This is a genomic window from Consotaella aegiceratis (assembly GCF_036541425.1).
Lineage (GTDB): Bacteria > Pseudomonadota > Alphaproteobacteria > Rhizobiales > Rhizobiaceae > Consotaella > Consotaella aegiceratis.
In genome coordinates this window covers 137,427-163,601 of sequence record NZ_JAZHFT010000005.1, presented here as the reverse complement: position 1 = coordinate 163,601, position 26,175 = coordinate 137,427, and the positions used below count along the sequence as shown (strand labels likewise).

Below are 26,175 nucleotides of genomic sequence, written 5' to 3'. Positions count from 1 at the left end.
CAGGTGACTGCGCTTTTTAGATCGATCGGCTGGTCCCATTCCCACTCCATCATGCAGCGCCTTTCAGCGACTGCGGACAGAAGCATGACCTCGGCGACAGGATGTAGGGAAATTGGGGTTGACCCAGGACGGCCCGTTACAGAAGAACTGTCCAGCTTGCCCTCGCCATCCACCACGCACACGCTCGTCGACTCGAGCGACATGTCCAGCCCCGCATAGAACTCCATTATTCGCCTCCTTCGCCGATCCCCGGAGCGCACCGCGCGCTCGCTTTGAGGGTGGTTTCGGAGAGGTATCATCGCCGCAGCCGCGACGCTGGCGAGCGGGCACCAGTCAGTACCCCGGCTAACTCAACCTTTGGATGGCTGGCACGACGATACTTACCCAGAGATGCGACAGCGGCATAACAATAATTAGGCCCGGAAGGAGGTTGGCGATTGGAAACGACTTAATGCCGCAAACACGGAGCCCCGTTACGAGCATAATGATCCCGCCAAGCGCCGAGAAGTCGGTCATCATCGCTGGAGTGGTCAGCGCGAGGATTGCTTGACCCAAGATCAACAGGACGACCTGTACAATGAACTGAGGAATGGCGATCAACGCGACCGGCAGACCAAGCAAAGTTCCAAAAATGGTTGCAGTAAGCAAATCAAGTAACGATTTGGTGAAAAGTATCGTCGGGTCCCCAGTAAGACCCTCGTTCATCGATCCAAAAATTCCGGTTCCAGAAGCGACAAAAAGCACCAGGATCCCCGTAAACAGGTCCAGGTACGCCTCGTGCGATAGTGTGGATCCTTGTTTTTTTGGAGAAAATTTATCTATAAATATCCGGACAGCAGAAGCTGCTCGACCGATTTTCGCTTCGATTGAGAGTATCTCTCCGATAATCGCACCGAACAAAAGAGACCCAATGACCGCTGGCAGTGCGTGCATATTTGCAATCATTGGGATACCCATCCCCATGGACGCAGCTCCGAATGTCAACGGAAGTTGCTTCCGGAATTTTTCGCCCAATCGGTTACCGGTAAGTCCGCCAATGACTCCGCCAATGAACACACATGAAGAATTAATAATTGGACCGATCATGAGAGTGTTTTTACCAGAAAATCTATCTTGGATTTTGTTAGATTTATCATTGAAATACCAACGATCTTTTTCGATTTTTATATAACTATCGCGGACGAGACGAAATAATCAAGGTAACCATTTGTCCATATTATATTATTCTATTGATCCGCGAATAGGCTTCGTACGCGACAGTATCGTTAAGATGCAATCGACTCCCAAACGCAACCGCGTTGGTCAGACCGACGGCATGCTTCGATGATCTCTTCATAGATTGCCGCTTTTTGCGCGGTTCGCAGCAGTTGCGTCCGCCCGATGGCTGAATTTGGTGCGTCTATTGCGGCAGCCAAACCACAATATATATTTGCCAGCGCACCGAGCTCCCTGGCATATGAGTGCGGTGGTGGCGGCTCACTTGCAATTTCCTCTTGCACCCTTCCGCGGAATATTGCACTTGAACCGTCGGCCCGATCAATCCATAGTCTCTCGGGCTCTTCGGATCTCCATGTCACCGAGGCCGAGGCGCCATAGATTCGAGCTTGAGCCCAGAGCTCAATCCCAGGATGCGTTCGCCACGCGAGGAGAGCGCCCCTTGCTCCAGATGCATAGCGCAAGAAGACCTGCGCGACGTCTCCATTGATCGTGCCAGCCTCACGCCCAGACGTATCCGCCAAAACGTGATCAAGGCGTTCTACCGCGATCAAATCGCTAATACTGACCGCCTTTCGAAGTATCGAGTGAAGACCAAAATCGGCTGTATTGAATCCAGATTCTCGATTATCAGCCACTTCGACGACGATCTTTCCTACACGCCCCAAGACTCCGCTTTCGATAAGCTCTCGAAGAAAAATGAGTTGCTCACACCCAACCAGACGATCTGACACGAGAGCCAGTCGTTCGACATGGATGCTTTGTCGAGCGAGTTCACGGATCGTTTTGCTATCACTCGCGAGAGGAGCCTCACAGATCACGTGGCAGCCCGCTGCCAGGGCGAGCGAAGCAAGGGGCGCCGATCGTTCCGCATCGGCAATGATCAACACGACATCAATAGGGTTATCGTCAAGCGCCTGCGCCGAGAGCATTTGCTCCGCCGACTGATGGGCACCCCCCTGTGACACGACTGACCCCAATTGCCTAGGCTCGTCAGCACTGACATTCGCGTCTTCCAGCGCCACCTCCGCAACGACCCGAAAGCGAGGACAGGAAAGGATTGCCTGTCGATGTAGGTTTCTTACAGCGTCACTGTGGTCGGCGGCGACGATGCCAACACGAATATGCGGGTCACTCATTTGAAATGCCCCCTGGGTCTCAGAAACTTCTCGCGCCATAGCAATCTCATCGAGACGACCCGTTCGTGGTTCATAGGGCGCCGCGTCGGAGACAAGGTGATAGTGAGTAGAACTTCTTAGCAACTATGCCTACTGGCAATAAATTCGCATGCTCTTGCAGTTATAGCCATTATAGTAAGCGACGGCCCCACCGTGCCGGCTGTAACGAAACTGCTCGCGTCGGTGACGAAAACATTATCCGCGTCCCAACATTGATTGTGTTGATTGACAACCGAATTGCTCGGATCGTTGCCCATTCGTGCGCCGCCGCTTTCGTGGATGGCGGCTCCAATGCCGAGACTTTTCCCGAAAGAATAGCGAAAGAATAGGCGCATCAATTGAGAACTATTGCGCATTGCCGTATTAGGCTCGTCTAGCCCCAAAGCCGTGCCGGCAAAGTCAATTTTGAATCCGTTATCAAGCACCATTTCCTTCACGCATCGAAGCTGCTCCTTCATCAACTTCAAGTCGTTCTCTCCGAGCGTGCAATCGATGCGCGGGGCTGGGATACCCCAGGCATCCTTCGTCCTCCGGTCGAGCGTGATGCGGTTCTCTTCCCGCGCGAGCATCTCGCCGAACCCCATCAAGCCAAACTGAGACGGCTGCCCGTCAGGAACGAACCATCGACCGACAACGCCTTGGTAGCCGAATCCTCTGATGAAATCGGGGTGTGTCACCGTGTCCAGATTTTGGAACCTCGGGACGTAGATGCCGCCGACGGCACGACGCGACGGATCTTGCGGGACTGTGTCGTCCTCATACCAACCTTGGCTGTCGGGAACCGAGCCCACAACCAAGCTCGGCGTTTGGTCCATGAAATACCGGCCCAAATGCCCTGAGGAATTCCCAACGCCGTTCGGATGACTCGAACATGCGGAATTCAGCAACAAGCGGACAGATTCGATCGCCGATGCACAGAGGACGACCACTTTTCCATGAACGGAACGTTCTTCCCGACTTTTTCGGTCGACGTAGACAACTCCGGTTGCTTTGCCGGAGCTCGGATCGATAGCCAACCTCTTTGCCACCGCGTTGGTGCGCAGATCGAGCAATCCAGTGTCGATTGCAGACTGAACGCCGCGCGGTACACGGCGCAAATTCGGGCCAGCAAAACGCCAGCTGATGACTTTACGCTCGGGCCACTTGGCTTCGACGTTCCGTTTGAACTTTTTCTCAGATTCAGTCAGTATCGGGGATTTAATATAGTGACCGTCCGGCAAGTTTGGAACATGATCATCGCAGCCATAGACGCCGATATATTCTTCTATACGATCATAATACGGGGCAAGATCTGAATAGCTGATCGGCCAATCCTGGCCATAGCCGTCGCGGCTCGCAGCCTTAAAATCATAATCAGACATCCGCAGTAGCACGCGCCCATAGGTGTGCAACCGACCGCCAAGCTGACGGCCTCTTATCCATAAAAAATACCTACCAAGCGGTGTAGTATAAGGGTTCTCCCGGTCATTGACGAACAAGTGTCGATTTTCGTCGCTGATGTAAGTCGCTCGCGCCTGGATCATCTGCCCGGTAAGCGCAATTTTCATACGAGAAAGAACATCGACGCCTTTGAGCGTCTTTGCATCCATCGAGGGTGGAAAATCCTTCTCGCCAAGGAATGGCCCAGCCTCGAGCAGAACCGTATGCAGCCCCCGTTCGGTCAGCTCCTTTGCAGCAATGCTGCCGGCCACTCCCGAGCCGATTACTATGGCATCGTACTTCGTGTTGTTCATTTCGGACCTCGATTGCCCCGCCAAAAGATCGGCTTCCAGCGGGGCACATCACTTGTGGCTAGGCAGATGCCGGCAGCTCGGCGAAGACGATGAACGCCGGTTCGGGAACGGAAATTTCGGTAAGCGGGCTCAAACTCCCGTCGTGTTCGTTCACAGCGAAGGAGCGCACGAGATTGGCTGGTCGATCAGCAACCAGCATGAAAGTTCCTGTTGGATCCAGCACGAAGCTCCTTGCGGCCAAGCCGGGATGAACCGACTTTGCCAGTTGGACAGAACCGAGCCGGGTGAGTTTCCCTCGTTCATCGACGCTGAACCAGGCGACCGAGTCTTCACCCCGGTTGTTCACGTAGGCAAAGGAACCGTTCGGATGCAGCCGCAAATCCGCTGGCTCATTGTACCCGTCGAACGAGTCTGCGACAGTCGACGTCTTGTCCAGGAGGGCCAGCGTGCCGGTGGTCGCGTCGAAGTCGAATGACATCAGTTCGGACGAGAGTTCGCATGTCATCAGCGCGCGACTCGTTTTGGGATCAAAGACGATGTGCCTGGGACCGGTCACGTCAGGCGTACGGAAGACGGACGCTTCTTCCAGGGTCACGCCCAGACGGTAGACGAAGATCTGGTCGGTGCCTTTGTCGCAAACGATCGCGAAACCCTCGGAAGGATCGACGACCACGCAATGCGCATGCGCGCTGGCCTGGGCGTGCCCGCCTACCTGAGGAGATGTGTTGGGATCGTTGCCATGTCCTTCCAGAGCGATCAGATCCCGGATTGCCGCGATCCGACCGTCCGTCTCCAGATCGAACATGATGACGGTCGAGTCATCGTAAAGGTATTCGGACCCCCAGGTACCCTCGGCAGATTTCACGACGTGCTCGATGTGATCGAAACCGCCGTGCGTTGCAGCGAAAAGAGCGCCCCGCTCCTTGGCGACGGACAAGTAGGACGGGTTCGCGCCCGGAGTCCGCTCCGAGTTCAGCCAAGTCAAGCCGCCATCCGTTTGAGATACGGAGAACGCATGAACCGCGGCCGGCGGATCCACCGGGCCTCGACCGTCGTTCTTGTGCTCGTTGGCCACATACAGCGTGTGGGTATTGGCCGCATAGACCAGATAGCCCGCGTCATTCGGCTCGGTAACCCGAGCCAATGGCGTCAGCGCACTGCCGTCCCACCCGACCTCGAACGAGAAGACGCCGCCACCTCCGGGGGTCGGTCCATTCTTGTAAGAGCCTACATAGGCGATCAGCCGATGTAGTTCACCTTGAGACGCGCTGGCGGCCGAAGCCTCTCGATTGCCAACCGCAGCAGCTGCCACAGCGGCAGCACCTGCTGTAAATTGTCTTCTGGTCATTTTCAAAGATTTCCCTCCTCAACTCAGCTTAAATTTGCGCAATAAACGCCATCAGAGATCTACTATTCTCCGATAATCCTCCTCAGCATTTCTTGATGGCGGCGGACCTGTTCAACCTCGCTCATCATCTCTTCTCGACCCCGATCTTGAAAGTATCTTTGCCCCTCGTATTCCGAGTTGATATAACCTTGGAATCCTCCGGACTTCAGAGCGTTGATGCCCGACTCGTAGTCGATGGACATGTCTTGGAATTCGCCTGGGCGATCTGGAATAGGCGACATGTTGTAGAATTTGCCGTGGACACTCACCACATGGCCGGCGGCTGTAAGCTCGCGCAGAACCTCGGGAGACGTGTTAGAAAGCATCAATGCTTCGGAAACCACCGTATAATCGAGCTCCGTCGCCTCGGAAAAAGCTCGATCAGCAAAGGCCTTCACGCCGCCAAAGGCATCGGCGAACTGAGGCTGGCATTCCCCTGTCTTGAGAAAGCGCCCGAAATCGGCGCGCAAATTGCCGGCGGTCGCGTAGGACATATCAACAAAGCCGAACGGAGCCCTGCCGCCATGGAGCAGTTCCGCGAGCTCAAGGGCAGCTTCGCAGGCTTCACGTTTGGCTCCACGGCGCTCGAACCAGGCCAAATGAACCTCCGACGGCCGGCGCCCGAAAATTCCAAAATCCGGCACGATTCCGAGATGCTTCGTCCCCGACTTTTCGATAAAGTCGACGATTTCCGTCACCTGCTGCCCCTCGAGGGGCATTGGTTGATGGATCTCCTTTCCAAGCCGGATATCGAGAGCTTCGGCGTCCGGCAGAGCCGCAAGCATGACGCTCAGTGGAACGACCGACAGCACCCTCACATTGCGAAATCCGAGACGTTTGGCGAGCCGAAGGTCCTGTTTGAGCCTCTCGCCGCACTCCTCGATGCTCATGACATGGTCGCGGAACTGCAGAACGTCCATGGAGACGTCCATCGTGACGGGCTCTGTTCCGTAACGTTCCATCCATGCAAACCATTGATGGACGAACGCATCTCCCGGATCGGGATATCGAAGCGACATCTCGTCGACAATTTCGATTCCCGTGGCACCATGCAGGTTATTGCCAACCTCAGCGATCTGCTCTTCCAAAGACAGCTCTTTGAAGAACTGCGTTTGCTGGTAACTGTAGAGAGAGACCCCGCGCTTCATTGTCCAGACTCCTCATCCGTATTCAAAACGAGTGAATATGCGACGATCTGAGGGGTCTTATCGGATCCTGCGCCGGATCCCGGCTTTGGAGGATTGCGGACCCATTCCTCGTCGGTCGGAAGGTAGCCGTACGCCGCCAAGACGGACTGCTGAAAGCGGATCGTATGCATTCCCGGCGCCAGCCCCCCGGGCGAGGCCACATGGAGGATCGCCTCGTCGTCATAGTCCCAGTGTTCGGAGGTTGCCGCCTTAAGATCCTCAAAGGATCTTGGCGGCTGCCCGTTAATCTCGAACTGCTGGGCTTCCCTGGGATATTCGCGAGCATCGACTTCAATGTAGTAGCCGTTGTGCAACGACAGGTATACACCGCGATAGTTGGCATGACGCACCGCGAGCGTGAACCCAATAATCTTATCGTCTTTTTTTTCATTCCTTAAGCTGTTCGACCTGATGAGAAAGTTCTCAAACATATTATTTCCTCCTATTTCGAATAATTCTGATTTATATTTTGGCTGACCCGAATCCGAACCCAAGTTGCTGTTTAGCGAAAATTGTCGGATCTCTTTCGCCCCTCAGGAGTTGCAACGCGTTCGCTTCTACGTCGGCGCAGATCCGCCTGTTCAGCATCAAAGGCACGAGTTCGATCCGCTGGCCTCCCAAATGATTCCGATCACCACCCATACACCTTGTCGGATATGTAGTTTATGTGTCATTACGGCGCAAGAGAACAGCTATTATCGTTCAATAATTGAATTATTTCGTTTTCGTTGCCGCGTGACGAGCAAGGGGGCGCGAACGCCAAAAGCCCTAGGACGGATCGACAATCAGGCCATCCAGAGCATGATAGCGGCGAGGGCTGCGAAGCCGACGAAGTGGATTGTGCGTCGCTCGTAGCGTGTTGCGAAGCGGCGGAAATGCTTGAGGCGATTGAAGCATCGCTCGATCCGATTGCGTTGCCTGTAGACGACGGCGTCGTGTGGGATGGCGATCTTGCGGGTGCGGTTTGAAGGGATCACCGCTTCGGCGCCGGATCGGGCGATGATGGCGCGCAAGGCATTGCTGTCATAGGCTTTGTCGGCGAGCACGGCCTCGCCTGTTTGTCCTTCGAGCAAGGCGGGAGCCTGGGTGACATCGCCCACCTGGCCTGCGGTGACGATGAAGCGCAAGGGGCGGCCCAGCGGTAATCCTGCGGCGAAGCTTGCGATTACCCATAAGTGCCGGGACCGCCTTCGGGATTTTGGGCCAAAGTTCTTGAACCCGATGAATCGGCTATGATTCCTGTGTGAGCACCTGATGATGCGGTGAGGTGCTCAATGGCGCGTATGAAGGAGCAACGGTCGGCACGTTTGCAGCATTGGTCGGAAGGCGAGGTCGATGCCCGGGCGTTCAAGGACGCTCGTCTCGGCCGTCGATTCGCGGACCTGCTTTGGCGTTTCGGACGGCCGCAAACCGATCCTCTGGAAGCTCGTCACGGACATCGATGTAGCCTCCCTCGACGAGGCCGTCGAGAAGCTGCACTGGTACGCCATGCGCTGGAAGATCGAGCTCTTCCACAAGATCCTGAAGTCGGGATGCCAAGCCGAGGATGCCAAGCTGCGCACGGCCGATCGTCTCGCCAATCTCGTCGCGCTCTTTTCCATCGTCAGTTGGCGTGTGATGTGGATGACCATGATCGCTCGCGCCGCGCCCGACGCTGACCCGGCCACCGCGCTGACGCCCGGGGAAATCGCCATCCTTGATCGCCTCTTCGCTGACAGCGGCAACCGCGGAGCAAAACCGGGCACGCTTCAGCTCTACATGATCAAGCTGGCCCGTCTCGGCGGCTATCTCGCCAGGGCGTCCGATCCTCCACCTGGCAACATGGTCGTCTGGCGAGGATGGCGGCGGCTCATCGACATTCATATCGGAACCGAACTTCATCCCGGCCCGACTTGTGGGTAATCGCAAGCTTTGCGATGCCTCGAAGGCCGATTTCCCGACCGGCGTGGAGATCGCCGAGGGCGAATTGCTCGATCTCGATGCCTTGCGCGCTGCGTTCCAAGGCGTTCGGACGCTCTTCCTGCTCAACGCGGTGACCGGCGACGAATTCACACGGGCGATCATCACGTTGAACATCGCCCGCGAGGCGGGTGTCGAGCGGGTCGTCTATCTGTCGGTGTTCAACGCCGATCATTCTGTCAACGTGCCGCACTTCGCAGTGAAAGCCGGCGGCGAGCGGATGCTCGTCGACATGGATTTCAGCGCCACGATCCTGCGCCCGACCTACTTCATCGACAAGGAGGTCATTTTCGATCACGGCGTCTATCCCATGCCGATCGGCAGCAAGGGCGTCGCCATGGTCGACGCAAGCGACATCGCCGAGGTCGCCGCGATCGAACTGATCCGCCGCGATTCTGCGCCGGGCAAGCTGCCGGTCGAGACCATCAATCTGGTCGGCCCCGACACGCTGACCGGCCCCGAGGTCGCCGCGATCTGGTCGGAGGTTCTCGGTCGTCCCATTGCCTATGGCGGTGACGACCCGAGCGGTTTCGAGCAGGCCATGGCCGGCGTCATGCCGAAGTGGACGGCCTATGAAATGCGCCTGATGGCTGAACGCTACGTCAGCGACGGCATGATCCCGGAAGCGGGTGACGTCGAGCGCCTGACCGAGCTCCTCGGCCGCCCGCTCCACTCCTATCGCGACTTCGCGACCGCGCTCGCCTCGCAGCAGAGCGCAGCCGGTTGAGCGCCGGAGCCGAAGCGCTCAAGCCTGGTATCAAGGGCCTCGCCCGAAGCGCTGCTGAGACGATCGACAGGGCGAAAGCCGCGAGGCAGAAACGGGAGGATGGGGCGATGCCGCACCCTCCGTGCGAGTGGCCGCGATCGAGCCTGCGCAATGGGTCCGTCCGGCCGTCCGTCCACTCTGCGCTCGCAGCGGACGAGCGGCCATCCCCGGTCTTTGATCTGCCGCCTCGCGTCGTCGCCTTCAATGATGTAGAGACCGAGACATGGTGCATCGACGAAGGACGCTCTAAGGTTTCGGCCGGCTTTTCGGCGTTCTATCGGCCCTCTCAGGAAAGGTGAAGATGGCAACGGCTGTCCCGGTCCGAGCTCGGCGCGAGGCGTGATCTTTAAAAGGCCGTTATCGGCGTGCGCAGAGTTTCGGAGTGGGCGACCGAGTCGCGGCACTTCTGCAATGCCCTCATCCCGTTCTGGGGCAAACAGCGACGTCTCTATGATAACGATGGCCGACGTTCTCGGCAGTCTGGACTGATATCACCGTGACCCTTTACCTGCCGATTGCCGAACTTTCGATCAATGTGTTCGTGATCATCGGGATGGGGGCAGCTGTCGGGTTCGTGTCCGGCATGTTCGGGGTGGGCGGCGGCTTTCTGATCACGCCGCTGCTGATCTTCTATAACATTCCGCCGGCCGTGGCCGTGGCGACCGGCGCCAACCAAGTGGTGGCGTCGTCGTTTTCCGGCACGCTGGCGCAATACCGACGCGGCGCGGTCGACTTCAAGCTCGGCATCATGCTTCTGATCGGCGGCATGATCGGCTCTGTCGCCGGCGTTGCCTTGTATACGGTACTGCGCCGTCTCGGCCAGCTCGACCTCGCCGTCTCGCTGCTTTACGTCGTCTTCCTCGGCACCGTTGGCGGGCTGATGCTGGTCGAGAGCATCAACACCATGTTTCGCTCGAAGGGCGGCGGGACCGGCGAGGTTCGCCACAAGTCCCATCACAGCTGGATCCACGGCCTGCCCTTCAAGATGCGCTTCAAGCGCTCCAAGCTTTACGTCTCGGTCATTCCCGTGTTCGGCCTGGGGGCCCTGATCGGGCTGCTCGCGGCCATCATGGGCGTCGGCGGTGGCTTCATCATGGTGCCGGCGATGATCTATCTGCTGCGGGTGCCGACCAAAGTCGTCGTCGGCACCTCGCTGTTTCAGATCATGTGCACGGCGGCGATCACCACCGTTCTGCAGGCGGGGATGAACTACACGGTCGACATCGTGCTGGCCTTCCTGCTTATGGTCGGCGCCGTGGTCGGCGCCCAGTTCGGCGCGCAGGCGGGGCGCAGGCTGCGCGGCGACCAGCTGCGCGCGCTGCTCGCCATTCTCGTGCTCGCCGTGTGCGTGCGTCTGGGCGTCGAACTCGTCCTGACGCCGGACAATCCCTATTCGTTGACCTCTCCTGCCGGAGAACTCCAGTGATCCTCGGCGCTATCCGGCTGCTCGCCCTTTTTCTCTTCGCCGGCTTGGCGGGCGAGCCGGCGATGGCGCAGCAGCGCGAATCGTTCGAGATCGGGCTGTCGACGGACCGGATCGCCATCACCTCGAACTTCAATGGGGCGCGGCTGGTAATCTTCGGCGTGCTCGACAACGCCGACTACGAGCTGCTGCGCCAGGGCCGCTACGACATCGTCGTCGCGCTGGAAGGGCCGCGACGTCCCGTGGTGGTGCGCAAGAAGGCGCGTGTCCTCGGGCTCTGGATCAATCGCGACTCCGAAAGCTTCGAGACCGCGCCGGCGTCCTATTCGCTGGCCTCGACCCGCCGGCTGACCGATGCGACGCGCGAAGAGACGCTGCGCCAGCTTTCGCTCGGCACCAGCTATCTGCGCCTTGGCCTGCCGCGCGACGCCGCAGAGGAGACCGCCGAGCGCGACGAGTTCGAAGCGGCGCTCCGGCACATCCGTGAAACGACCGGCCTCTACACCGAAACCTACGGCTCGGTGGATTTCGTCAGCTCGACACTGTTTCGAGCCGATCTGGCGCTGCCGGCCGATCTGCCGGTCGGTCAGCACATGGCGCGTGCCTTCCTGTTTCGCGACGGCATCATGCAGCAGGCGCGTTCCGAGCCGCTCTGGGTGGTCAAGACCGGGCTCGAAAGCCTGATCCAGGACTATGCGGTGCGCGACGGCTATCTCTACGGTGTGTTCGCCGTCTTCCTGGCGATCTTCACCGGCTGGTTCGGCCGCATCGTCTTCAAACGGGACTGACCGAACGGCAGTTTGGCTGCCGAATGGCTTGGGCATGAGATTTCTTGGCCGCAAATCGACACCCGGATGCTGCCAGGCGGGGTATCGGCCGCCCAGTCTCCAGATCATCGGGGACCGCGGCCTATTGCCGGGGCACGGATGTGACGGGCGCATTCAGGAAGAGGGTGGCGGCCGGTAACGAAAAGCTGGCATCGATCGGCCTCGACCCTTGAGATCGAGCCGAAATCTACGCTAGCTTGTCTGTCTATGTAGACAAGTTGGGCAAACGGCGATGTATCTCGGATTGGACGTTGGCACGTCGGTTTTCAAAGCCGCGCTGTTCGATGAAACCGGCCGCGAACGGGCCGAAGTGACGCGCCGGATGCGGCTTCGGCCTGCGCCCGTGGCCTGGTCCGAAGTCGATGGCGAGGCTGTCTGGCAGACGGCGGTGGAGGTGATCGGCGCCCTTCTCGTTCGGGCAGGGGCAAGCGCTTCGGAGATCGCCGGCATCGGCATCACCGGCGTAATGGTCGGGGCGTGGCTGATCGACGATACCGGCGCGATCGTCCGTCCGCCGATCCTGTGGAACGATGCCCGGTCGCAGGCTCTGGTCGATCGCAAGTGGGCTGACGATCCGGAGCTCTTCTCCAAGGTGTTTGCCCATTCGGGCTCGATCATGCAGCTTGGCTGCACGCTTCCGGTGCTGGCCTGGCTGCAGGAGAACGAGCCGGAGAACCTGGCCCGCGCCCGCCACGTGCTGTGTGCCAAGGACTATCTGCGCTATCGTTTGACGGGCGAGATCGCCACCGATGAATCGGAAGCCGCGATGTCGCCGGGCTCGGCCGTCACTCGCGCCTTTGACGAAGAACCGGCGCGTCTGCTCGGTGTCGCCGAATGGATGCCGCTGCTTGCACCGGTGCGCCGGGGCGAGACCCTTGCCGGCACCGTGTCGCACGGCGCGGCAGAGGCTACGGGGCTGGCGGCCGGTACCCCGGTGGCGATCGGTACTGGCGACACGAGCGCTTGCCTGCTCGGCGCCGGCTGCCATGAGCCGGGTCAGGCCGCGACCGTACTGGGCACGACCTGTCTTAACGGCGTGATCTTCGATCGTGCGGTCTATGAGCCCAAGGATCTGGGCCTCTTGTTCATCGTTCCGGGCCAGCGCTGGATGAAGACCATGGTCAATGTGGCGGGCACCGCGGTCATCGACTGGTGCCTGTCGACGCTTTGTCCCGATCTGGCGGCCATGGAGGCGCCCTTCGACGCGCTCGGAGCGGAGGCCGAGGCGAGCCGGGCGGGCGCAAACGGCGTCACCTTCGTGCCCTATCTGTCGAGCAGCGGGGTGATCGCGCCGCGCATCGAGCCGAAGGCGCGCGCCGGTTTCCTGGGCTTGGCGCCGCAGCACGGCCGTCCCGACATGGTGCGCGCAGTGTACGAGGGCATGGCCTATGCCATCCGCGATTGCTTCGAGGCGATCGGCGGTCTGTCCGGCGCGATCCGTCTGTCGGGCGGAGGAGGGCGCAGCGCCTTCTGGTGCCAGGTGATCGCGGATGTCACCGGCGCGCCGGTCGAGATTCCGGACGGCACCCAGTTCGGCGCCAAGGGCGCGGCCCTGTGCGCCATGGTCGCGAACGGGCACTACGAGACCATCGGCGAAGCCTGCGCGGCAACGTTTCGAGCGCAACGCCGGCACGAGCCCGCTTCCGCGATGAAATCGGCCTATGACGCCGGCTTCGAACGCTTCACGGTGGCCAGCCGCGCGTCGCTGGATGTTCTCACCGCGGTTGCCATCTGAGGCCGGCGCCCGGCCTTACGCTTTGAAGTCGCCGAAGCCGATGGCATAGCTCCATTGGCGCGGCTCTTCGGTTAAGCTCTCATCGGGCTCGAACAGGAAGCCGGTGTGACGAATGTAAATGTCCAGCGGCACCGGCAGCATGGAGATGCGTGACAGCTCGATGGCCGCCCCGGTCTGATCGCGGGCGCGGCGCACGGCGATGAAGATCGGGCTCGCCGGCACGATTTTCAGAAGGGCGGCGGTGTCCTCGTCCGCCACGGCCGGCACGTACTGGTCCTCGGCCTGGACAATGGTGCGGCCGAACTGCGTCCGCAGCGTCTGGTAGAGCGATCTGTCGAGATGGGAGAGTTCGAGGCCGTCGAGAAGCGACAGGTTCAGACTGGTCGCCACCAGGGCCAAGGGCTGGCCATCGGCCGCCACGAGACGCTTGTGGCGGTAGACGGGCGCCTCCGAGCCGAGACGGAAAAACTCGGCCTCGGCCTCCGACGCCGCAAAGCATCCGCTTTCCAGGACCGTGAAGACGGGCTTCAGGCCTTGCGCCTCGATGCTTTCGGTAATGCTGGCGATGGCCCGGTAGCGCCGCTCGACGCCCTTGCGGTTGATGAAGGTGCCCATGCCGTGCTGGCGAACGAGCAGCCCCTCCTGCACCAGGATGTCGAGCGCCTGCTGGATGGTTCTGCGGCTGACCTTCCACTCGCGCGTCAACGGCAGTTCGCCGTCGATCTTGTCCATATAGTATCCCGAGACGATGCGGGCCCTGAGAACCTCGGCGATCTGGATGTAGATCGGCCGGTGGTCTCCGGCCAAGGCTGCTTCAGCTCTCACGCACGCCTCGAATGATGATCAGCTTCGTTGGTCTTGCCCCATGTACAGTCGACCGACTTCTTTTGCCATGGCCGCGAGAACCGCGTCGAGAATGATCCGGCCTTTTTCGGCCGAGGCCGCCCGGGGGTCGCCCAGAATGGGGCTTTGCGAGAACTCGCTCCAGCGATAGGCGACCGAGCTGAAATCTTCGGGAAAGTCCGGATAGTTCTCGATCGCCTGGCTCATGTCCACGGCTTCGGGCGCCAGATGAAGCATGTAGGACGTCTCGATCTCGCAGGCGTGCATATATCCGGCGCGGGCTTCCGGCCGCTCGCGCACCGCCTCGATCGCCTGGCCGGACCCGGGATAGAAGAAACTGGCGATGGTGAAGCGGGCCTCCTTGGCGCGGCGCTGGGCTTCGCGAATGGCGACGGCATTGCCGAGATGGGCGTTGATGACCGCCATCGCGCCGAGGCCCTTGGCCTTGGCCGCCATCGCGATTTCCACAATGGTCGCCGTCACCGTCTCGTTGGACAGGGTGAACGAGCCGGGCGCGTCGGCGAGCGACCACACCTGCCCAAAGGGCAGCACGGGCAGGCGCAGCACCGGCGTCGTCTCGGCGAGGCGTTTCGCGAGCGCCTCGGCCAGCCGCTCGGCCAGAAGATTGTCGGTGCCTGCGGGTAGGTGGTCGCCATGGCTTTCCACCGCGCCGATCGGCAACAGCAACACCGGCTTTTTGGCCAAGGCTGCCCGCATCTGAGCATCATTCAGGCGGGCAACGGATGTTTCTTCGAGGGTCAATGCGGGTCTCAGGGCTTGAAGATGAAGGCGCGCTGCGGGTTGGCGACGAAGAAGGCATGAACCAGCGCCTCTCCGTCGAAGCCGGCGTCGTTGGCCTGTTCGACGAAGCGCGGCTTCCAGCTTTCCAGGATGTAGCCGAGCCCTAGCCCGCCCTTGCCGTAGTTGCGGTACATGGTGCGCCGCGCGATATCGCCGCCGACGAGGATCTGATCCTGATGGCCGTGGCGTACCAGGTTCAGGATGCAGTCGATGAGCACGCTCTCGGGGTGGTACTTGATGCGGCTGATGCCGTCGAAGGACACGAAGACACCGGTCTCGGCGGCCTTCAGATGGACCCAGTGGTCGGGGTTGCGGTCCACATGGGCGATGGTCAGGCGGGTCGGATCGACACCCTCTTCCTTGACGATGGCGAGCTGCTCCAGGATCAGCGTGCCGAGTTCGGTGTGGGAGTGCAGCGGCGAGCCGGTCTCCTTGTGCGCGTCGAGGACGGCGCGCATCACCTTGTCCTCGCTTTCGGAAATGGTGTTGTAGCCGGTGCCGAACTTGGCGACGCCGCCCTTCAGGTCGGTGCCGTCCAGGCCGACGGTCAACTCGTTGACCACGTGCTGGCGGATCTCCGCCCGCGAATGGCCGGCGATCCATTGATCGAAGGTGCCGCCGGTGCCGGCCATCTGGCCCGGCCACATGATCGCCTTGTTGAAGCCGGCGGTGGCGATGATCTTGATGCCGGTGCGCCTGGAGATCGTCTCCAACTCGCGCGGGCAGCGGCCGTAGTCGATGGCGGTCGCGTCGTAGACGGCTTGGCCACCGGCCGCGGTGAACAGCTCCACGTCCTTGATCGAGGCTTCGATGTCGTCGATCAGGAAGTCGGTCTGGCCCTTTTCCTTCCAGAGCGGCGGGATGCAGTAGAGGTGGTCGTGGGCATAGGTGACGCCCAGGTCCTCCGGCGCGATGTCGCCGGTGAGAGTGCGGATGAACGGCATGGGTCAACGCCTCCGTTGCAGGTTGGCGAGAGCCAGGGCGACGATGATGATGACGCCCTGGAGGATGAAGCGCGCGGCCGAGGGAAGCGACAGCACGTAAAGCAGGCTTTGCAGGAAGAAGAGGATCAGGCTGCCAGCCATGGCGCCGGCGGGCAGAAACACCCCGCCGGTGAAGAGGGCGCCGCCGATCACCGCCGCGGCGATGGAATCGACGGTGTAGGCGTCGGCGATGCCGATCGTGGCCATGCCGGTGATTGCCGACAGGAGAATGCCGCCAAGCGTCGCCAGCAGGCTTGCCAGCACGAAGGACAGGATCACCAGCGCATCGGCCGCGATGCCGGAGAGGCGGGCCGCGCGTGCGTTGGCACCAGACAGAAGCATCTTGCGGCCGGCGAGCGTGAAGTGGATGAGCACGAGAAGCGCGATCGACACGACGAGCCAGATCACCACGGACCACGGCACGACGCCGCCCAGCCAGCCTTCGGTGATCACTCGGAACTCCACCGGGATCGAGCCGCGCGGGCTGCCGCCGGTGAAGTAGAGGACGATGCCGGTCACCATCAGCGACGAGGCGAGGGTCGCTAGAAAGGCCGGGATCCGCAGAACCACCACGAGCAGGCCATTCGCCAGACCGACCGCCAGTCCGCAGCCGAGCGTCAGCGTCAACGCCAAGGCCAGATTGTCGATGTCGCCGGCGAAGGCTGTCGCCAGAACCACGTTGGCGAGACTGGCCGTCGCTCCCACCGACAGATCGAGGCGACCCATCATCAGGATCAACGCCTGCCCCAAGGCGATGACGCCGAGAGGGGCAGCCTGCCGGGCGTTATCGAGCACCTGAGGCACGGATACCCGGCCGGTAGCCCAGAACAGAATGCCGATCAGCACCGCCAGCAGCAGCGCGGCGCGAAGCGTCGCGCTGGAGGGACGGATCGGGTGGAGGCGGGCGGCCAGCATCGTCATGAGACACCCTCCGCGGCCTTGCCGCGCATGAAGAAGACGAGGGCGAGGATGAAGATCAGGCCGCGCACGATCGCCTGGAGATTGGTGTCGAGGTCGAGCAGGTTGAACATGTTGCCGATGAAGACCAGCGAGACGGCGGCGAACAGCACGCCGAGCGGCGCACCACGACCGCCGCTCAAGGCCACGCCGCCCAGGATGGCCGCCGCCACCGCGTCGAGCGTGTAGGGTACGCCGATGAGCGGATCGCCGGAGAGGATGCGGATCGACAGGATCACGCCGGCCGCAGCGGCCAGGAGGCCGGACAGGACGTAGGCGGACAGATCCACCCTCGAGGTGGCGATGCCGTTGGCGAACGCCGCATGGGCATCCGATCCGAAGGCGTAGAGGACCCGGCCAGGTCGCGTCCAGCCCATGGCGAGCGTGGCCAGAGCATAGCAGGCGACGAGGATGAAGAGGGCGGGGCCGAGCAGACGGTCGGCCTCGAACAGTAGCGCGTAGAAGGCATAGTCCACCTCGCCGCCGGGAGACGGCAGGACGAGAAGCGCGGCCCCCTGGATGATCGCGCCCGTCGCCAGGCTCATGATCAACGGGTTGATCCTCAGCGCGAACACGCCGAATGCCGTCACGGCTCCGGCCAGGGCGCCGGCACCGAGGGCAGGCGGTACCGCCAGCCAGCCGAGCGTCGGCGACAGCGTCGCCATCAGCGCGGTCGCCAGGCTCATGGTGGCCCCCACCGACAGGTCGATGCGGCCGGCGAACAGGACGATGGCTTCCCCCAGCGCGACGAGGCCGAGCGGCAGAGCGCGATTGGCCAGGTTGGCCAGATTGGCGTCGGTGAGGAAGGACGGCGAAAGAAGGCTCGTCAGCGTGGCGAGCAAGAGCGCCAGAACGAACGCCGGCAGCGACAGCATCCAGTTGCGGCTGGCGGACCCCCTAAGCATCGGCCGCCTCCTCGGTCCTGGTTCGTGACCCCGCGGCATGGCGCATGATCGTTTCTTCCGAAAAGTCGGCACGCGGCACTTCCGCCGTGATGCGCCGTTCGAAAAGCGTCAGGATGCGGTCGCTGAGGCCGATGAGTTCCAAGAGGTCGGAACTGATCAGGACGACGGCGACACCCTGGTCCGTCAGTTCGCCGACGAGCCTGTAGATTTCGGATTTCGACTGGATGTCGACGCCCTTCGTCGGCTCGAACAGCACCAGAAGCTTGGGGACATGGGCAAGCCAACGGGCGAACACGACCTTCTGCTGGTTGCCGCCCGACAGCTCGCCGACCGGCTGATGGACGTCGCTGGAGCGGATCGAGAAACGCGAGAGTGCGTCCTCGCAGAACGCCATCTCGCGGCCCAGCGGCAACAGCCCCGAGCGCGTCTCGGCGGTAATCGCAAACAGGCTCATGTTCATGTGGATGGGCAGGCCGAGCGCCAGTCCGTCGTGCTTGCGATCGTCAGGAATGCTGGCGATGCCGGCCTTGATCGCCGAAGCCACGGAAGACAGAGCGAGCGGTGCGCCGTCGAGCGCCACGCGGCCGCGGGTGAACGGGCGGTCGCCGCAAAGCGCAGCGGCCAGCGGTTTCTGACCCTGGCCTTCCAGACCGGCGATCCCCAAAACCTCGCCGCTACGCACCGCCAGATTGATCGGCGGCATCTCGGCATTGGCCGCGTCTTCCAAGGCGAACACCACCTTGCGATCGGGCTCGATCGCCGGACGTTCAGGAAAGACGTTGGTGAGTGTGCGCCCGACCATCGCCTGAATCAGACTGTCCCGGTCGAAGTCGCCGCGCCGGGCTTCGAGGGTGAGTTCCCCGTCCTTGAGCACGACCACCCGGTCGGCTGCCGTCATCACTTCGTCCAGACGGTGCGAGATGAAGATGACGGACGTACCGCCCTGGCTGAGACGCGCCATCAGGTCCATTACGTGCCGGGCGGCCTGGGCCGAGAGCGAGGCGGTCGGTTCGTCGAGGATCAGGATCTGCGGCTCGCGCAGGATGGCGCGCGAAATCTCGACGATCTGGCGTTCGGCGGCCGTCAGGTCATAGCCGAAACGGGACGGATCGATGTCGAAGCCCAGATCCTTGAACAAGGTCGCGCAGTCGGCATGAAGCTGTTTCTGGCGGATGAGGCCAAAGCGGTTTTTCGGCTCGCGCCGGAAATAGATATTCTCGGCCACGGTGAGATCGGGCATCACCGCCGTTTCCTGATGGGCGAGGGCGATGCCGGATCGTATCGCTTCCTGCGGGCTGGCCGGCCGATAGCTTCGGCCGGCCAGGGTGATGGTGCCATCGTCGTAAGACAGACCGCCCGAAAGGATGTTCATCATCGTCGACTTGCCGGCGCCGTTCTCGCCGACGAGAGCCAGCACCTCTCCGCGCTCCAGCCGGAACGAGACGTTCTTGAGGACGCTGTTCTGTCCGAACGACTTGGACAATCCGGTCACCTGGACCAGAGGCTGTTCGGAGGGGCGGGGAGGCTGGTTCACGACAATGGAGGCCGGCTGCGTCAGTCCTGGAAGGTCGCGCGGACCTGCTCGTCCGAGAGCCGGGTGTTGTTCCAGAAGGAATCCGGCAGGTCGGGTCGAACATACTCGTCGAGATTGGTCTCGGTGATCATCGGCACCGGCAGGGTCTCGTCCTTCTCTACTTCTTCGCCGTGAAGCAGCTTCAGCGTCGCCAACAGCGTCTCGGAGCCGAGCCAGGTGGGCTTGGAGGGTGCGACGGATTCGAAGCCTTCGTCCTGCAGCGCGGCCCAGCGCTTCAGATATCCGTTGTTGTCCTCGCCGGTCATCGGCACCAGAGGACGCTGGGCGGCCTGCAGGGCGTCGATCGCCCCGAGCGTCATCGAGCCACCCTGGGACCAGATGCCGTCGATCTCCGGATTGGCCGCCAACAGGTTGGACACCGCCACTTTGGCCTTGGCGTAGTCCCAGCCGGCATCGACCGAACTGACGATCTCGATATCGGGGTATTCCTCGAAGACGGCCTGCGCGCCGGCCCAGCGGTCGTCGCTGGCCGAGATGCCGGCGATACCGTTCAACGCGATGATCTTGCCCTTGCCGCCGAGTTTGTCGGCGAGCCATTCGGCACCGGCCTTGCCAAAGTCCACATCGTCGACGGTGACCAGCAGGTCGTAGTCCTGGGATTTGATCTTGGAGGCAAGCAGGACGACCTTGATGCCCTTGGCGCGCGCCTTCTTCAGAACCGGGATCAGGGCCGTCGGCGAGATCGGGGTGACGATGATGGCGTCGACGCCCTTGGTGATCAAATCCTCGATATTGGCGATCTGCTTATCGGTCTTCAGCTCCGACTCGGTATAGGTCGCCTCCACCTCGTCGGCATGCCGTTCGGCCTCGGCCTCGAACTCCTTGGACAACTGCACCGACCAGGAATTGCCGCTGAAATAGATGTCATAGCCGATCTTGGCCTTGTCTGCCGCCTGAGCCGCCGACGCGGCCAAGCCGAAGGCGACTGTCGCCGCCAAACAGGTCTTCATCCAGGTCATGCGCGGTCCTCTCTGCCTAGCGCGCTGCGCTCGGTTGATAACGATCTGGATGCTATCTTGTCTATACAAGTAGTCAAGTAGGATTGCTCAAAAAGTCAGCGCGTCGCGGAATGCGGCAATTCGGCTCGCCGCCCGGCGCTTGCGGGGACAAGAGTTGTCACGTCGGACGAAGGGGGCAGGCCGGGGCGAAGGCGCGGCCTTCCTCCACTTGCGATCGGCCGGTAAGGCGAGCGGACGCCTCCCGTCAGGAGCGGAGCGCGTCGACGGCGGTCCGCACCCAGTCCAGCCGCTTCTGGGGGATCAGGCCGTAATTGTAGAAGTTGATTCCGTCGGCCCCGGCATCGACCGCCGCCTTGGCGCGCGCAGCCAGGGCGCTGGCGCTCGTGACCTCCGGATAGAACACGCGGTACCCGGCACCGAGGAATTTGTCGGGGCCCAAGGCGGCCCGCCCTTCTGCGATCAATTCGCGCACTTGCTCGGGCGGCATGAAATAGCAGCACAGGATTGCGCCGTCGCACTGCCTCCCCGCCGCTGCCAGATCGACGCCGCCCAGCCAGCCGTCCTTGAGGTCGATCAGTACGACCTTGGTGGCCGGATCTGTAGCCTCGCGGATGTCTGCGATGAGGCTGGTCACCGGCTCGCGGCGCCAAGCGAGATAGGCGTGCAGTTCGGGCAGCGCGACAAAGGCGTCGATCCCGGCTTTCGGAAAATCGGGAAACTGCTTGTGCGGAACCTCGCGCTCGCAAAGGTCGGCGATCAGGCGCTGAACGGTCCGCCGTGCCGCCTCGCCGTCGACGCCGGCCAGTCGCGACCGCGCCATGCAATGCTCGCAAAAGCACAGCGACAGAAGGAAATCGTCTTCCTCGTTGAGCCCGACGCCATCCTTCTCGTGGTGATATTCATGCGCGAAGCCCATGAAGTTGGGGCTTTCGAGTTCGATCCGGTCCGGCTTGTAGCGGCTGATGTCGCGCGCCATCGTCGTTACATAGGCGCGTGCGGCAGGGCTCGACGGGCACAGATTGTAGTAGTTCGGGTTGCCGAAGGCGTTGCGCGTGACATGCTCCGGATGCTTCATGCCCAGCCGCGTGTTGTGCAGGCAGACGGTCCAGCATGACACTTGCGGGCCGCCGCGTTCGCGCTCCTCAACCAGGCGGCACAGCATGTCACCGCGCTCGATGACATTGCGTGCCATCAGCGGCCGGATCTCCTTGTCCTGCCACAGCGACTCGTCCGGCTGATAGTAGACTGTGCCGTCTTCGGGAAAATAGGCCTTCTGGTTCGGGCTGCGCGGCTGCAGGAAGCGGCCCGCATGATAGGAGGTGGCCAGGCTCACCATGTTGAGGCCGGCACGATTGCAGAGTTCGCCGCGCGCCTCCGCTATCCCCTGATCCTGGAGATCCCAGGGATAGGTCCACATCGAAAGCTGCATGAAGGGCTCCCTGCCTTGCCGACGACCATGACGGAACTTGACTACCTTATAGGACAAGTTGCCGATTCGGAAAGGCGCGCGCCTCTGGGCACAAGCGCGCAGATCGTGGAGGAAAACGCGGTCTCGATGACGACCTTCGGAGCGACGCCGTGCCTGGCGAAGATTGCTTCCGCCTCATGCCGCGTCGTGTCTTCCGGTGCCAGGGCGACGAACGGCAGGTGGTGCAGATCGGCAGGTTCGATGACGTCCTTGTGCTCCAAGGGGTGTCCCGGATGGACCGCAAGCGCGGCGCGAATGTTCCGGCGGCCTCCCACTCGCACTTGCGGGCATCGGGCCGTTCCACCTGGCGCGCGGGATCAGAGGTGAGGATGGGGCTTTTCGTCCGGGGCGCACCGCCGAAGAGACACGCGTCGGATCGCTCGATCGCCATCAAACGATTTCGGGTGGATTGACCGCGACGCTGATCTTCGGCCTAATCGTTCTTTCTGCCGATGGAATTGGAGCGGTGGATGGAACTGAAGCTGCTTGAGGATTTCCTGTGCCTGAGCGACCTTCGCAGCTTTTCGCGGAGCGCCGAGGAGCGGAACGTCACCCAGTCGAGCCTGTCGAAACGGATCCGGGCGCTCGAGCAATGGGTCGGCGCGGAACTGGTGGACCGCTCCTGCTATCCGATCGCCCTGACGGCGGAAGGGCGGGCCATGCTGCCGCAGGCGCGCGAGATCGTGCAGGCGATGAACGAGATGAGGGCCGGGGTCCGCTCGTCGGACGCGCCTTCGGATGCCGTGACCTTCGCGGCGCTGCACACGCTTCTGGTGACGTTCATGCCGGTTTGGCGGCGCCGGATCGAAGCTGTGACGGGGCCCTTGAAGATCGAGCCGTCCCGGGAAAACTCCGCCTATGTTCAAAACGTCAAGATGGTGCAGGACGGCGAGGTCGATTTTCTCCTGACCTATACCCATCCCAGGGTGCCGTCCGGGTTCGACACCAGCGGGCTCGACGTGCTGACGCTTGGCCGCGAGCGCGTGTTGCCGGTCTCGGCGCCGGGGCCTGACGGGCGTCCGTTGCATGCCATCGGCGGCGAGAAGCCGATCCGCTACCTGAGCTACGGAACCGCATCCTTCTTCGCCAATGCGCTCAGCGTCTTTTTTGCGGAACGGCCGCTGCCGCTCAAGGTCGTCGCGGCCAACAGCATGAGCGTGGGGCTGCAGTCGATGGCGCTGGTCGGCTGCGGCCTGGCCTGGGTGCCGGAAAGCCTGGCCGCCGAGGATCTGGCCGCCGGCCGGCTGGTGCTGGCCGGCGGCGAGGAATGGACGCTCCAGGCCGACATCGAACTGTGGCGGCGGCGCAAGCGAGGCCGTCCTGTGGTGGAGCGCATCTGGCAGGTGGCGTGCGACCTGTCAGCCGAGCGCGGCCTGCTGCACGAGGCGATCGTCGCCTGACAGGCCGGCGCCGAGCGCGGCCACGGTCGAGGCCTGATCGAGATCGTCGATGGCCGCATAGAGGTCGTCGGCCTGTCGCGTGCCGCCGCAGCAATCGCGGAATTTGGCCAGCCGCTCGCCATCGGTGAACGGAAACTGGATCGTTCCCTTGGCGTGCTTGCGCTTGGCGAAGAAGCGGCGTCCATCCTTGAGGGATAGAGTGATCTCGTGCGCCCGCCGCGGCTCCGCGCGTTCTTCCTCGACGCTGAAGGGGGTCATGGAGGTTATCGGCAAGAGAGCGCGAACACTTGGATCGAACACCGCTTCCGGCGTGAAGTCGCGGACTGACAGGACGTCCTGCCGCAGCGCCCGAGCCACGCAATACTGCATGGAAAAGCGCGCTTCCATCTCGTTTTGCGGATCGGGATAGGCAAGGTTGCGGGCATTGGCGATGCCGACGCGCAAAGCGATCGACGCCACGTCCTCGGCCGAGAACCCGTGCTCGCGGCGCAGGTCCAGGATCATGTCCACGGCCAGATGGGTCGAGCCGCAGCAAGGGTGCCGCTTCGGCATCAAGCCGTCTTCCTCGATCACATGGCGCGCTCCAGGGCCCGCGTCCGACCAACCCGGCGCCTCGCCGGCACCGAACAGCTCCAGGAAGCCTTGCGGGGCTTCAAGGATATCGAGCCGGCCGGTCAGGCCGGCCTTGGCGAACAGGGCCGCCTCGACGGCGGCGCGCGCCGCCACGCCGGCGTGGAACGGTTTGACGGGCGTGCCGAATTGGCCCTTGAGGCCGCAGGCGGTGCTCGTCGCCAGCGACATGGCGCGGGCGATGGTCGGCGCATCGCGGCCGACGAGCCATGCCGTGGCTGCCGCCGTCCCGATCGCGCCGACCGTCGCCGTCGCATGCCAGCCGGCGGTATAATGCCAAGGTCGCATGCCCTGGCCGACCCAGGCTTGCGCTTCCAGGCCGATCAGGTAGGCGTCGATCAGCTCCGAGCCGCCGGCATCGGTGGCCTCGGCAACCGCCAGGATCGCCGGAACCAACACCGCCGATGCGTGGCTCATGGCGGGCGCGAAATTGTCGTCGAAGTCGAGGGCGTGGGCGGCGGTGCCGTTGACCAGGGCGGCGACCGTCGGCTCGGCGGTCCCGCCGCCGGCCACATGGGCGGGACCGTTCGCACCGATGGCGGATGACAGGCCTTGCCGTACCGCCTCGGTGGAAAAATCATCGGCGCCGGCGATCATGCAGCCGATCGTGTCGGCAATGGCGTGAACGGCTCGCTGTCGGGCGACGGCTGAGAAGTCCTGCCCGGCCGCCGACCAGGCGGCGATATCCTCGATGACGGAGCTCATCGACGTCGCCGCTATTCCGCCGCCATCGGCCGCGGCTGCAACGGCGGCTCGACATCGTCGGGAATCGGGCAGACATAGGGCTCGCCCGCCAGGCGCTCCTGATGGTCCTTCTTCGCCCGGGCCAGCAGGAGTTCGTCGGAGACCAGCATCTGGCCCATTTGCGCCATCACCTTGGCCGCATAGACCATACCCTTGTGCGCGGCCGGCGCCTTGCCCTGCGCGGTGATCTGCCAGGAATGGCCAGGGGTGCCGATCGCGTGGGTGGCCACACGGGCCTCCACGGTCGGAACCTTCCAGGACACGTCGGCGACGTCGGTCGAGCCGATCATCTTCGCGCCGCGGCTGTCGAGCGGCACCACGTAGTCGCAGAGCGGTTCGTCCTCGCGCGGTTTCAGGCCCGCGGCACGATAGTTGGAGGCGATGTCCTCAGGGCTGAGCGTCGCCTGAATGCGCGCGGCATAGTCCCGATCGGCGTCGTCGAACTGCACGCCGCCCAGCATGTCCATCACCGACTGCATGGCCTCCGAGAGCGGCGTGTTGCCCAGCATGTTGGAGACCGCACTCATGATCGAGATGTCGACCGTCGTGCCGGTCATCGTCGCGGCACCGCGAGCCACGTCCTTCACGCGCTCGTTGAGCTCCAGCATGCCGCGCAACGTGGTCGAGCGGACCGCATAGCGGACCTTGGTCCGCCCTTGCACGACGTTCGGTGCCGTTCCCCCGGCGTCCAGATAGGCGTAGTGGATGCGGCTTTCCTGGGGCACGTGCTCGCGCAGGTAGTTGACGCCCACCGACATCAGTTCGGCGGCGTCCAGCGCGCTGCGGCCGAGGTGCGGTGCGGCGGCCGCATGGCTGGAGCGGCCGGTGAACACGAAGTCGATGCGGGTGTTCGCCAGGCTCTCCGCCTCGCTCACCCGCGTCATGGTCGCAGGGTGCCAGGTGATCGCCGCATCGACGTCGTCGAAGACGCCCGCGCGCACCATGAAGGCCTTGGCCGCGCCGCCTTCTTCGGCCGGGCAGCCGATGTAACGCACGCGTCCCGGCGTGCCGGTGGCCTCCAGCCAGTCCTTTAAGGCGGTCGCCGCCAACAGGGCCGCAGAGCCGAGGAGATTGTGGCCACAGCCGTGACCGGCCGCGCCGTTTTCCAGGGGCTGAGGAGTGTCGATGCCCGCCACCTGCGACAGGCCGGGCAGGGCATCGTATTCGCCGAGGATCGCGATGACGGGGCCACCACTTCCGGCCTCGCCCATCACGGCGGTTGGCAGACCCGCGACCTCTTCAGTGACACGGAATCCTTTCTGGCCGAGCATCGCCGTGTGTTCCGCGCACGAGCGGTATTCGGCGTAGAGCAGCTCCGGCATGCTCCAGACGCGGTCGCTCAACCCGATAAGGTCCTCGCGATGGGCGTCCACATGATCCCAGATCGGTTCGCTGTTCTTCATCGCGTCCTGCCTTCTTCGTTGTCGCGGCCATCGCCGCCCGTCTGGCCGAATTGTTGAGATCCCTCCAGGCCTTGTCCA

The 26,175-nt window shown here is 62.5% G+C and carries 24 protein-coding genes and 1 pseudogene; 6 read left to right on the top strand and 19 right to left on the bottom strand.

Annotation, left to right across the window (positions count from 1 at the left end; all coding sequences use genetic code 11):
• The 8 genes and pseudogenes from SMD10_RS06070 to SMD10_RS06035 all read right to left on the bottom strand — a co-directional run.
• Positions 1-227 (bottom strand): annotated as a pseudogene (locus SMD10_RS06070) (hypothetical protein); the annotation flags it as partial.
• Positions 228-345: 118 nt separating this feature from the next.
• Complete coding sequence (locus tag SMD10_RS06065) at positions 346-1,086, bottom strand: DUF554 domain-containing protein (RefSeq protein WP_331684763.1); 741 nt, start codon at positions 1,084-1,086, stop codon at positions 346-348.
• A gap of 179 nt (positions 1,087-1,265) precedes the next feature.
• Positions 1,266-2,393, bottom strand: a complete 1,128-nt coding sequence (locus SMD10_RS06060; protein WP_331684762.1) for a Gfo/Idh/MocA family oxidoreductase — start codon at positions 2,391-2,393, stop codon at positions 1,266-1,268.
• 77 nt (positions 2,394-2,470) lie between these two features.
• Positions 2,471-4,126 carry a GMC family oxidoreductase gene (locus SMD10_RS06055; protein WP_331684761.1) on the bottom strand — a complete coding sequence of 552 codons (1,656 nt, stop codon included), beginning with the start codon at positions 4,124-4,126 and terminating at the stop codon, positions 2,471-2,473.
• 58 nt (positions 4,127-4,184) lie between these two features.
• Positions 4,185-5,474 carry a lactonase family protein gene (locus SMD10_RS06050; protein WP_331684760.1) on the bottom strand — a complete coding sequence of 430 codons (1,290 nt, stop codon included), beginning with the start codon at positions 5,472-5,474 and terminating at the stop codon, positions 4,185-4,187.
• 62 nt (positions 5,475-5,536) lie between these two features.
• Entirely contained in the window at positions 5,537-6,661 is a 1,125-nt protein-coding gene (locus tag SMD10_RS06045; protein ID WP_331684759.1) for a hypothetical protein, read from the bottom strand.
• On the bottom strand, positions 6,658-7,131 hold the full coding sequence (locus SMD10_RS06040) for a C-glycoside deglycosidase beta subunit domain-containing protein (protein WP_331684758.1): 474 nt from the start codon (positions 7,129-7,131) through the stop codon (positions 6,658-6,660). Before SMD10_RS06040 ends, SMD10_RS06045 begins: the two co-directional genes overlap by 4 nt.
• A 354-nt stretch (positions 7,132-7,485) precedes the next feature.
• Positions 7,486-7,923, bottom strand: a complete 438-nt coding sequence (locus SMD10_RS06035; RefSeq protein ID WP_331684770.1) for an IS5 family transposase — start codon at positions 7,921-7,923, stop codon at positions 7,486-7,488.
• Positions 7,924-8,035: 112 nt separating this feature from the next.
• On the opposite strand from SMD10_RS06035, the gene SMD10_RS06030 reads away from it, so the two are divergent.
• From SMD10_RS06030 to SMD10_RS06010, 5 genes are all read left to right on the top strand, one after another.
• Positions 8,036-8,602, top strand: coding sequence for a hypothetical protein (locus SMD10_RS06030; protein ID WP_331684757.1), 567 nt, complete (start codon positions 8,036-8,038; stop codon positions 8,600-8,602).
• On the top strand, positions 8,595-9,386 hold the full coding sequence (locus SMD10_RS06025; protein ID WP_331684756.1) for an NmrA family NAD(P)-binding protein: 792 nt from the start codon (positions 8,595-8,597) through the stop codon (positions 9,384-9,386). Before SMD10_RS06030 ends, SMD10_RS06025 begins: the two co-directional genes overlap by 8 nt.
• A 535-nt stretch (positions 9,387-9,921) precedes the next feature.
• A complete protein-coding gene (locus tag SMD10_RS06020; RefSeq protein WP_331684755.1) occupies positions 9,922-10,851 on the top strand; it encodes a sulfite exporter TauE/SafE family protein in 930 nt (309 codons plus the stop codon).
• Positions 10,848-11,636, top strand: coding sequence for a TIGR02186 family protein (locus SMD10_RS06015; protein WP_331684754.1), 789 nt, complete (start codon positions 10,848-10,850; stop codon positions 11,634-11,636). Before SMD10_RS06020 ends, SMD10_RS06015 begins: the two co-directional genes overlap by 4 nt.
• A 271-nt stretch (positions 11,637-11,907) precedes the next feature.
• Positions 11,908-13,410 (top strand): FGGY-family carbohydrate kinase, encoded by a 1,503-nt coding sequence (locus SMD10_RS06010; protein WP_331684753.1) that lies wholly within the window; start codon positions 11,908-11,910, stop codon positions 13,408-13,410.
• A 15-nt stretch (positions 13,411-13,425) separates the two neighbouring features.
• On the opposite strand, the gene SMD10_RS06005 is transcribed toward SMD10_RS06010, so the two are convergent.
• The 9 genes from SMD10_RS06005 to SMD10_RS05965 all read right to left on the bottom strand — a co-directional run bounded on the left by SMD10_RS06005 (position 13,426) and on the right by SMD10_RS05965 (position 22,195).
• On the bottom strand, positions 13,426-14,235 hold the full coding sequence (locus SMD10_RS06005) for a GntR family transcriptional regulator (RefSeq protein WP_331684752.1): 810 nt from the start codon (positions 14,233-14,235) through the stop codon (positions 13,426-13,428).
• An 18-nt stretch (positions 14,236-14,253) separates the two neighbouring features.
• The gene (locus tag SMD10_RS06000; RefSeq protein WP_331684751.1) at positions 14,254-15,015 is read right to left on the bottom strand and encodes a creatininase family protein; all 762 of its coding nucleotides are present in this window, start codon (positions 15,013-15,015) and stop codon (positions 14,254-14,256) included.
• An 8-nt stretch (positions 15,016-15,023) separates the two neighbouring features.
• Complete coding sequence (locus SMD10_RS05995) at positions 15,024-15,998, bottom strand: phosphotriesterase family protein (protein WP_331684750.1); 975 nt, start codon at positions 15,996-15,998, stop codon at positions 15,024-15,026.
• A 3-nt stretch (positions 15,999-16,001) separates the two neighbouring features.
• A complete protein-coding gene (locus tag SMD10_RS05990; protein ID WP_331684749.1) occupies positions 16,002-16,958 on the bottom strand; it encodes an ABC transporter permease in 957 nt (318 codons plus the stop codon).
• Positions 16,955-17,899, bottom strand: a complete 945-nt coding sequence (locus tag SMD10_RS05985) for an ABC transporter permease (protein WP_331684748.1) — start codon at positions 17,897-17,899, stop codon at positions 16,955-16,957. Before SMD10_RS05985 ends, SMD10_RS05990 begins: the two co-directional genes overlap by 4 nt.
• Positions 17,892-19,433, bottom strand: coding sequence for a sugar ABC transporter ATP-binding protein (locus SMD10_RS05980; RefSeq protein ID WP_331684747.1), 1,542 nt, complete (start codon positions 19,431-19,433; stop codon positions 17,892-17,894). Before SMD10_RS05980 ends, SMD10_RS05985 begins: the two co-directional genes overlap by 8 nt.
• Positions 19,434-19,453: 20 nt before the next feature.
• On the bottom strand, positions 19,454-20,452 hold the full coding sequence (locus tag SMD10_RS05975; RefSeq protein ID WP_331684746.1) for an ABC transporter substrate-binding protein: 999 nt from the start codon (positions 20,450-20,452) through the stop codon (positions 19,454-19,456).
• Between the two features lie 244 nt (positions 20,453-20,696).
• Positions 20,697-21,881: a hypothetical protein gene (locus SMD10_RS05970; RefSeq protein ID WP_331684745.1), complete on the bottom strand. Its 1,185-nt coding sequence runs from the start codon at positions 21,879-21,881 to the stop codon at positions 20,697-20,699.
• A 41-nt stretch (positions 21,882-21,922) separates the two neighbouring features.
• Positions 21,923-22,195, bottom strand: a complete 273-nt coding sequence (locus tag SMD10_RS05965; RefSeq protein WP_331684744.1) for a LysR substrate-binding domain-containing protein — start codon at positions 22,193-22,195, stop codon at positions 21,923-21,925.
• 195 nt (positions 22,196-22,390) lie between these two features.
• On the opposite strand from SMD10_RS05965, the gene SMD10_RS05960 reads away from it, so the two are divergent.
• Entirely contained in the window at positions 22,391-23,320 is a 930-nt protein-coding gene (locus SMD10_RS05960; protein WP_331684743.1) for a LysR family transcriptional regulator, read from the top strand.
• Here the strand turns inward: SMD10_RS05960 and SMD10_RS05955 are convergent.
• Positions 23,279-24,655, bottom strand: coding sequence for an MmgE/PrpD family protein (locus SMD10_RS05955; protein WP_331684742.1), 1,377 nt, complete (start codon positions 24,653-24,655; stop codon positions 23,279-23,281). The two genes, SMD10_RS05960 and SMD10_RS05955, sit on opposite strands and share 42 nt — an antisense overlap.
• Before the next feature lie 11 nt (positions 24,656-24,666).
• A complete protein-coding gene (locus tag SMD10_RS05950) occupies positions 24,667-26,097 on the bottom strand; it encodes an amidohydrolase (protein ID WP_331684741.1) in 1,431 nt (476 codons plus the stop codon).
• Positions 26,098-26,175 lie beyond the last annotated feature (78 nt).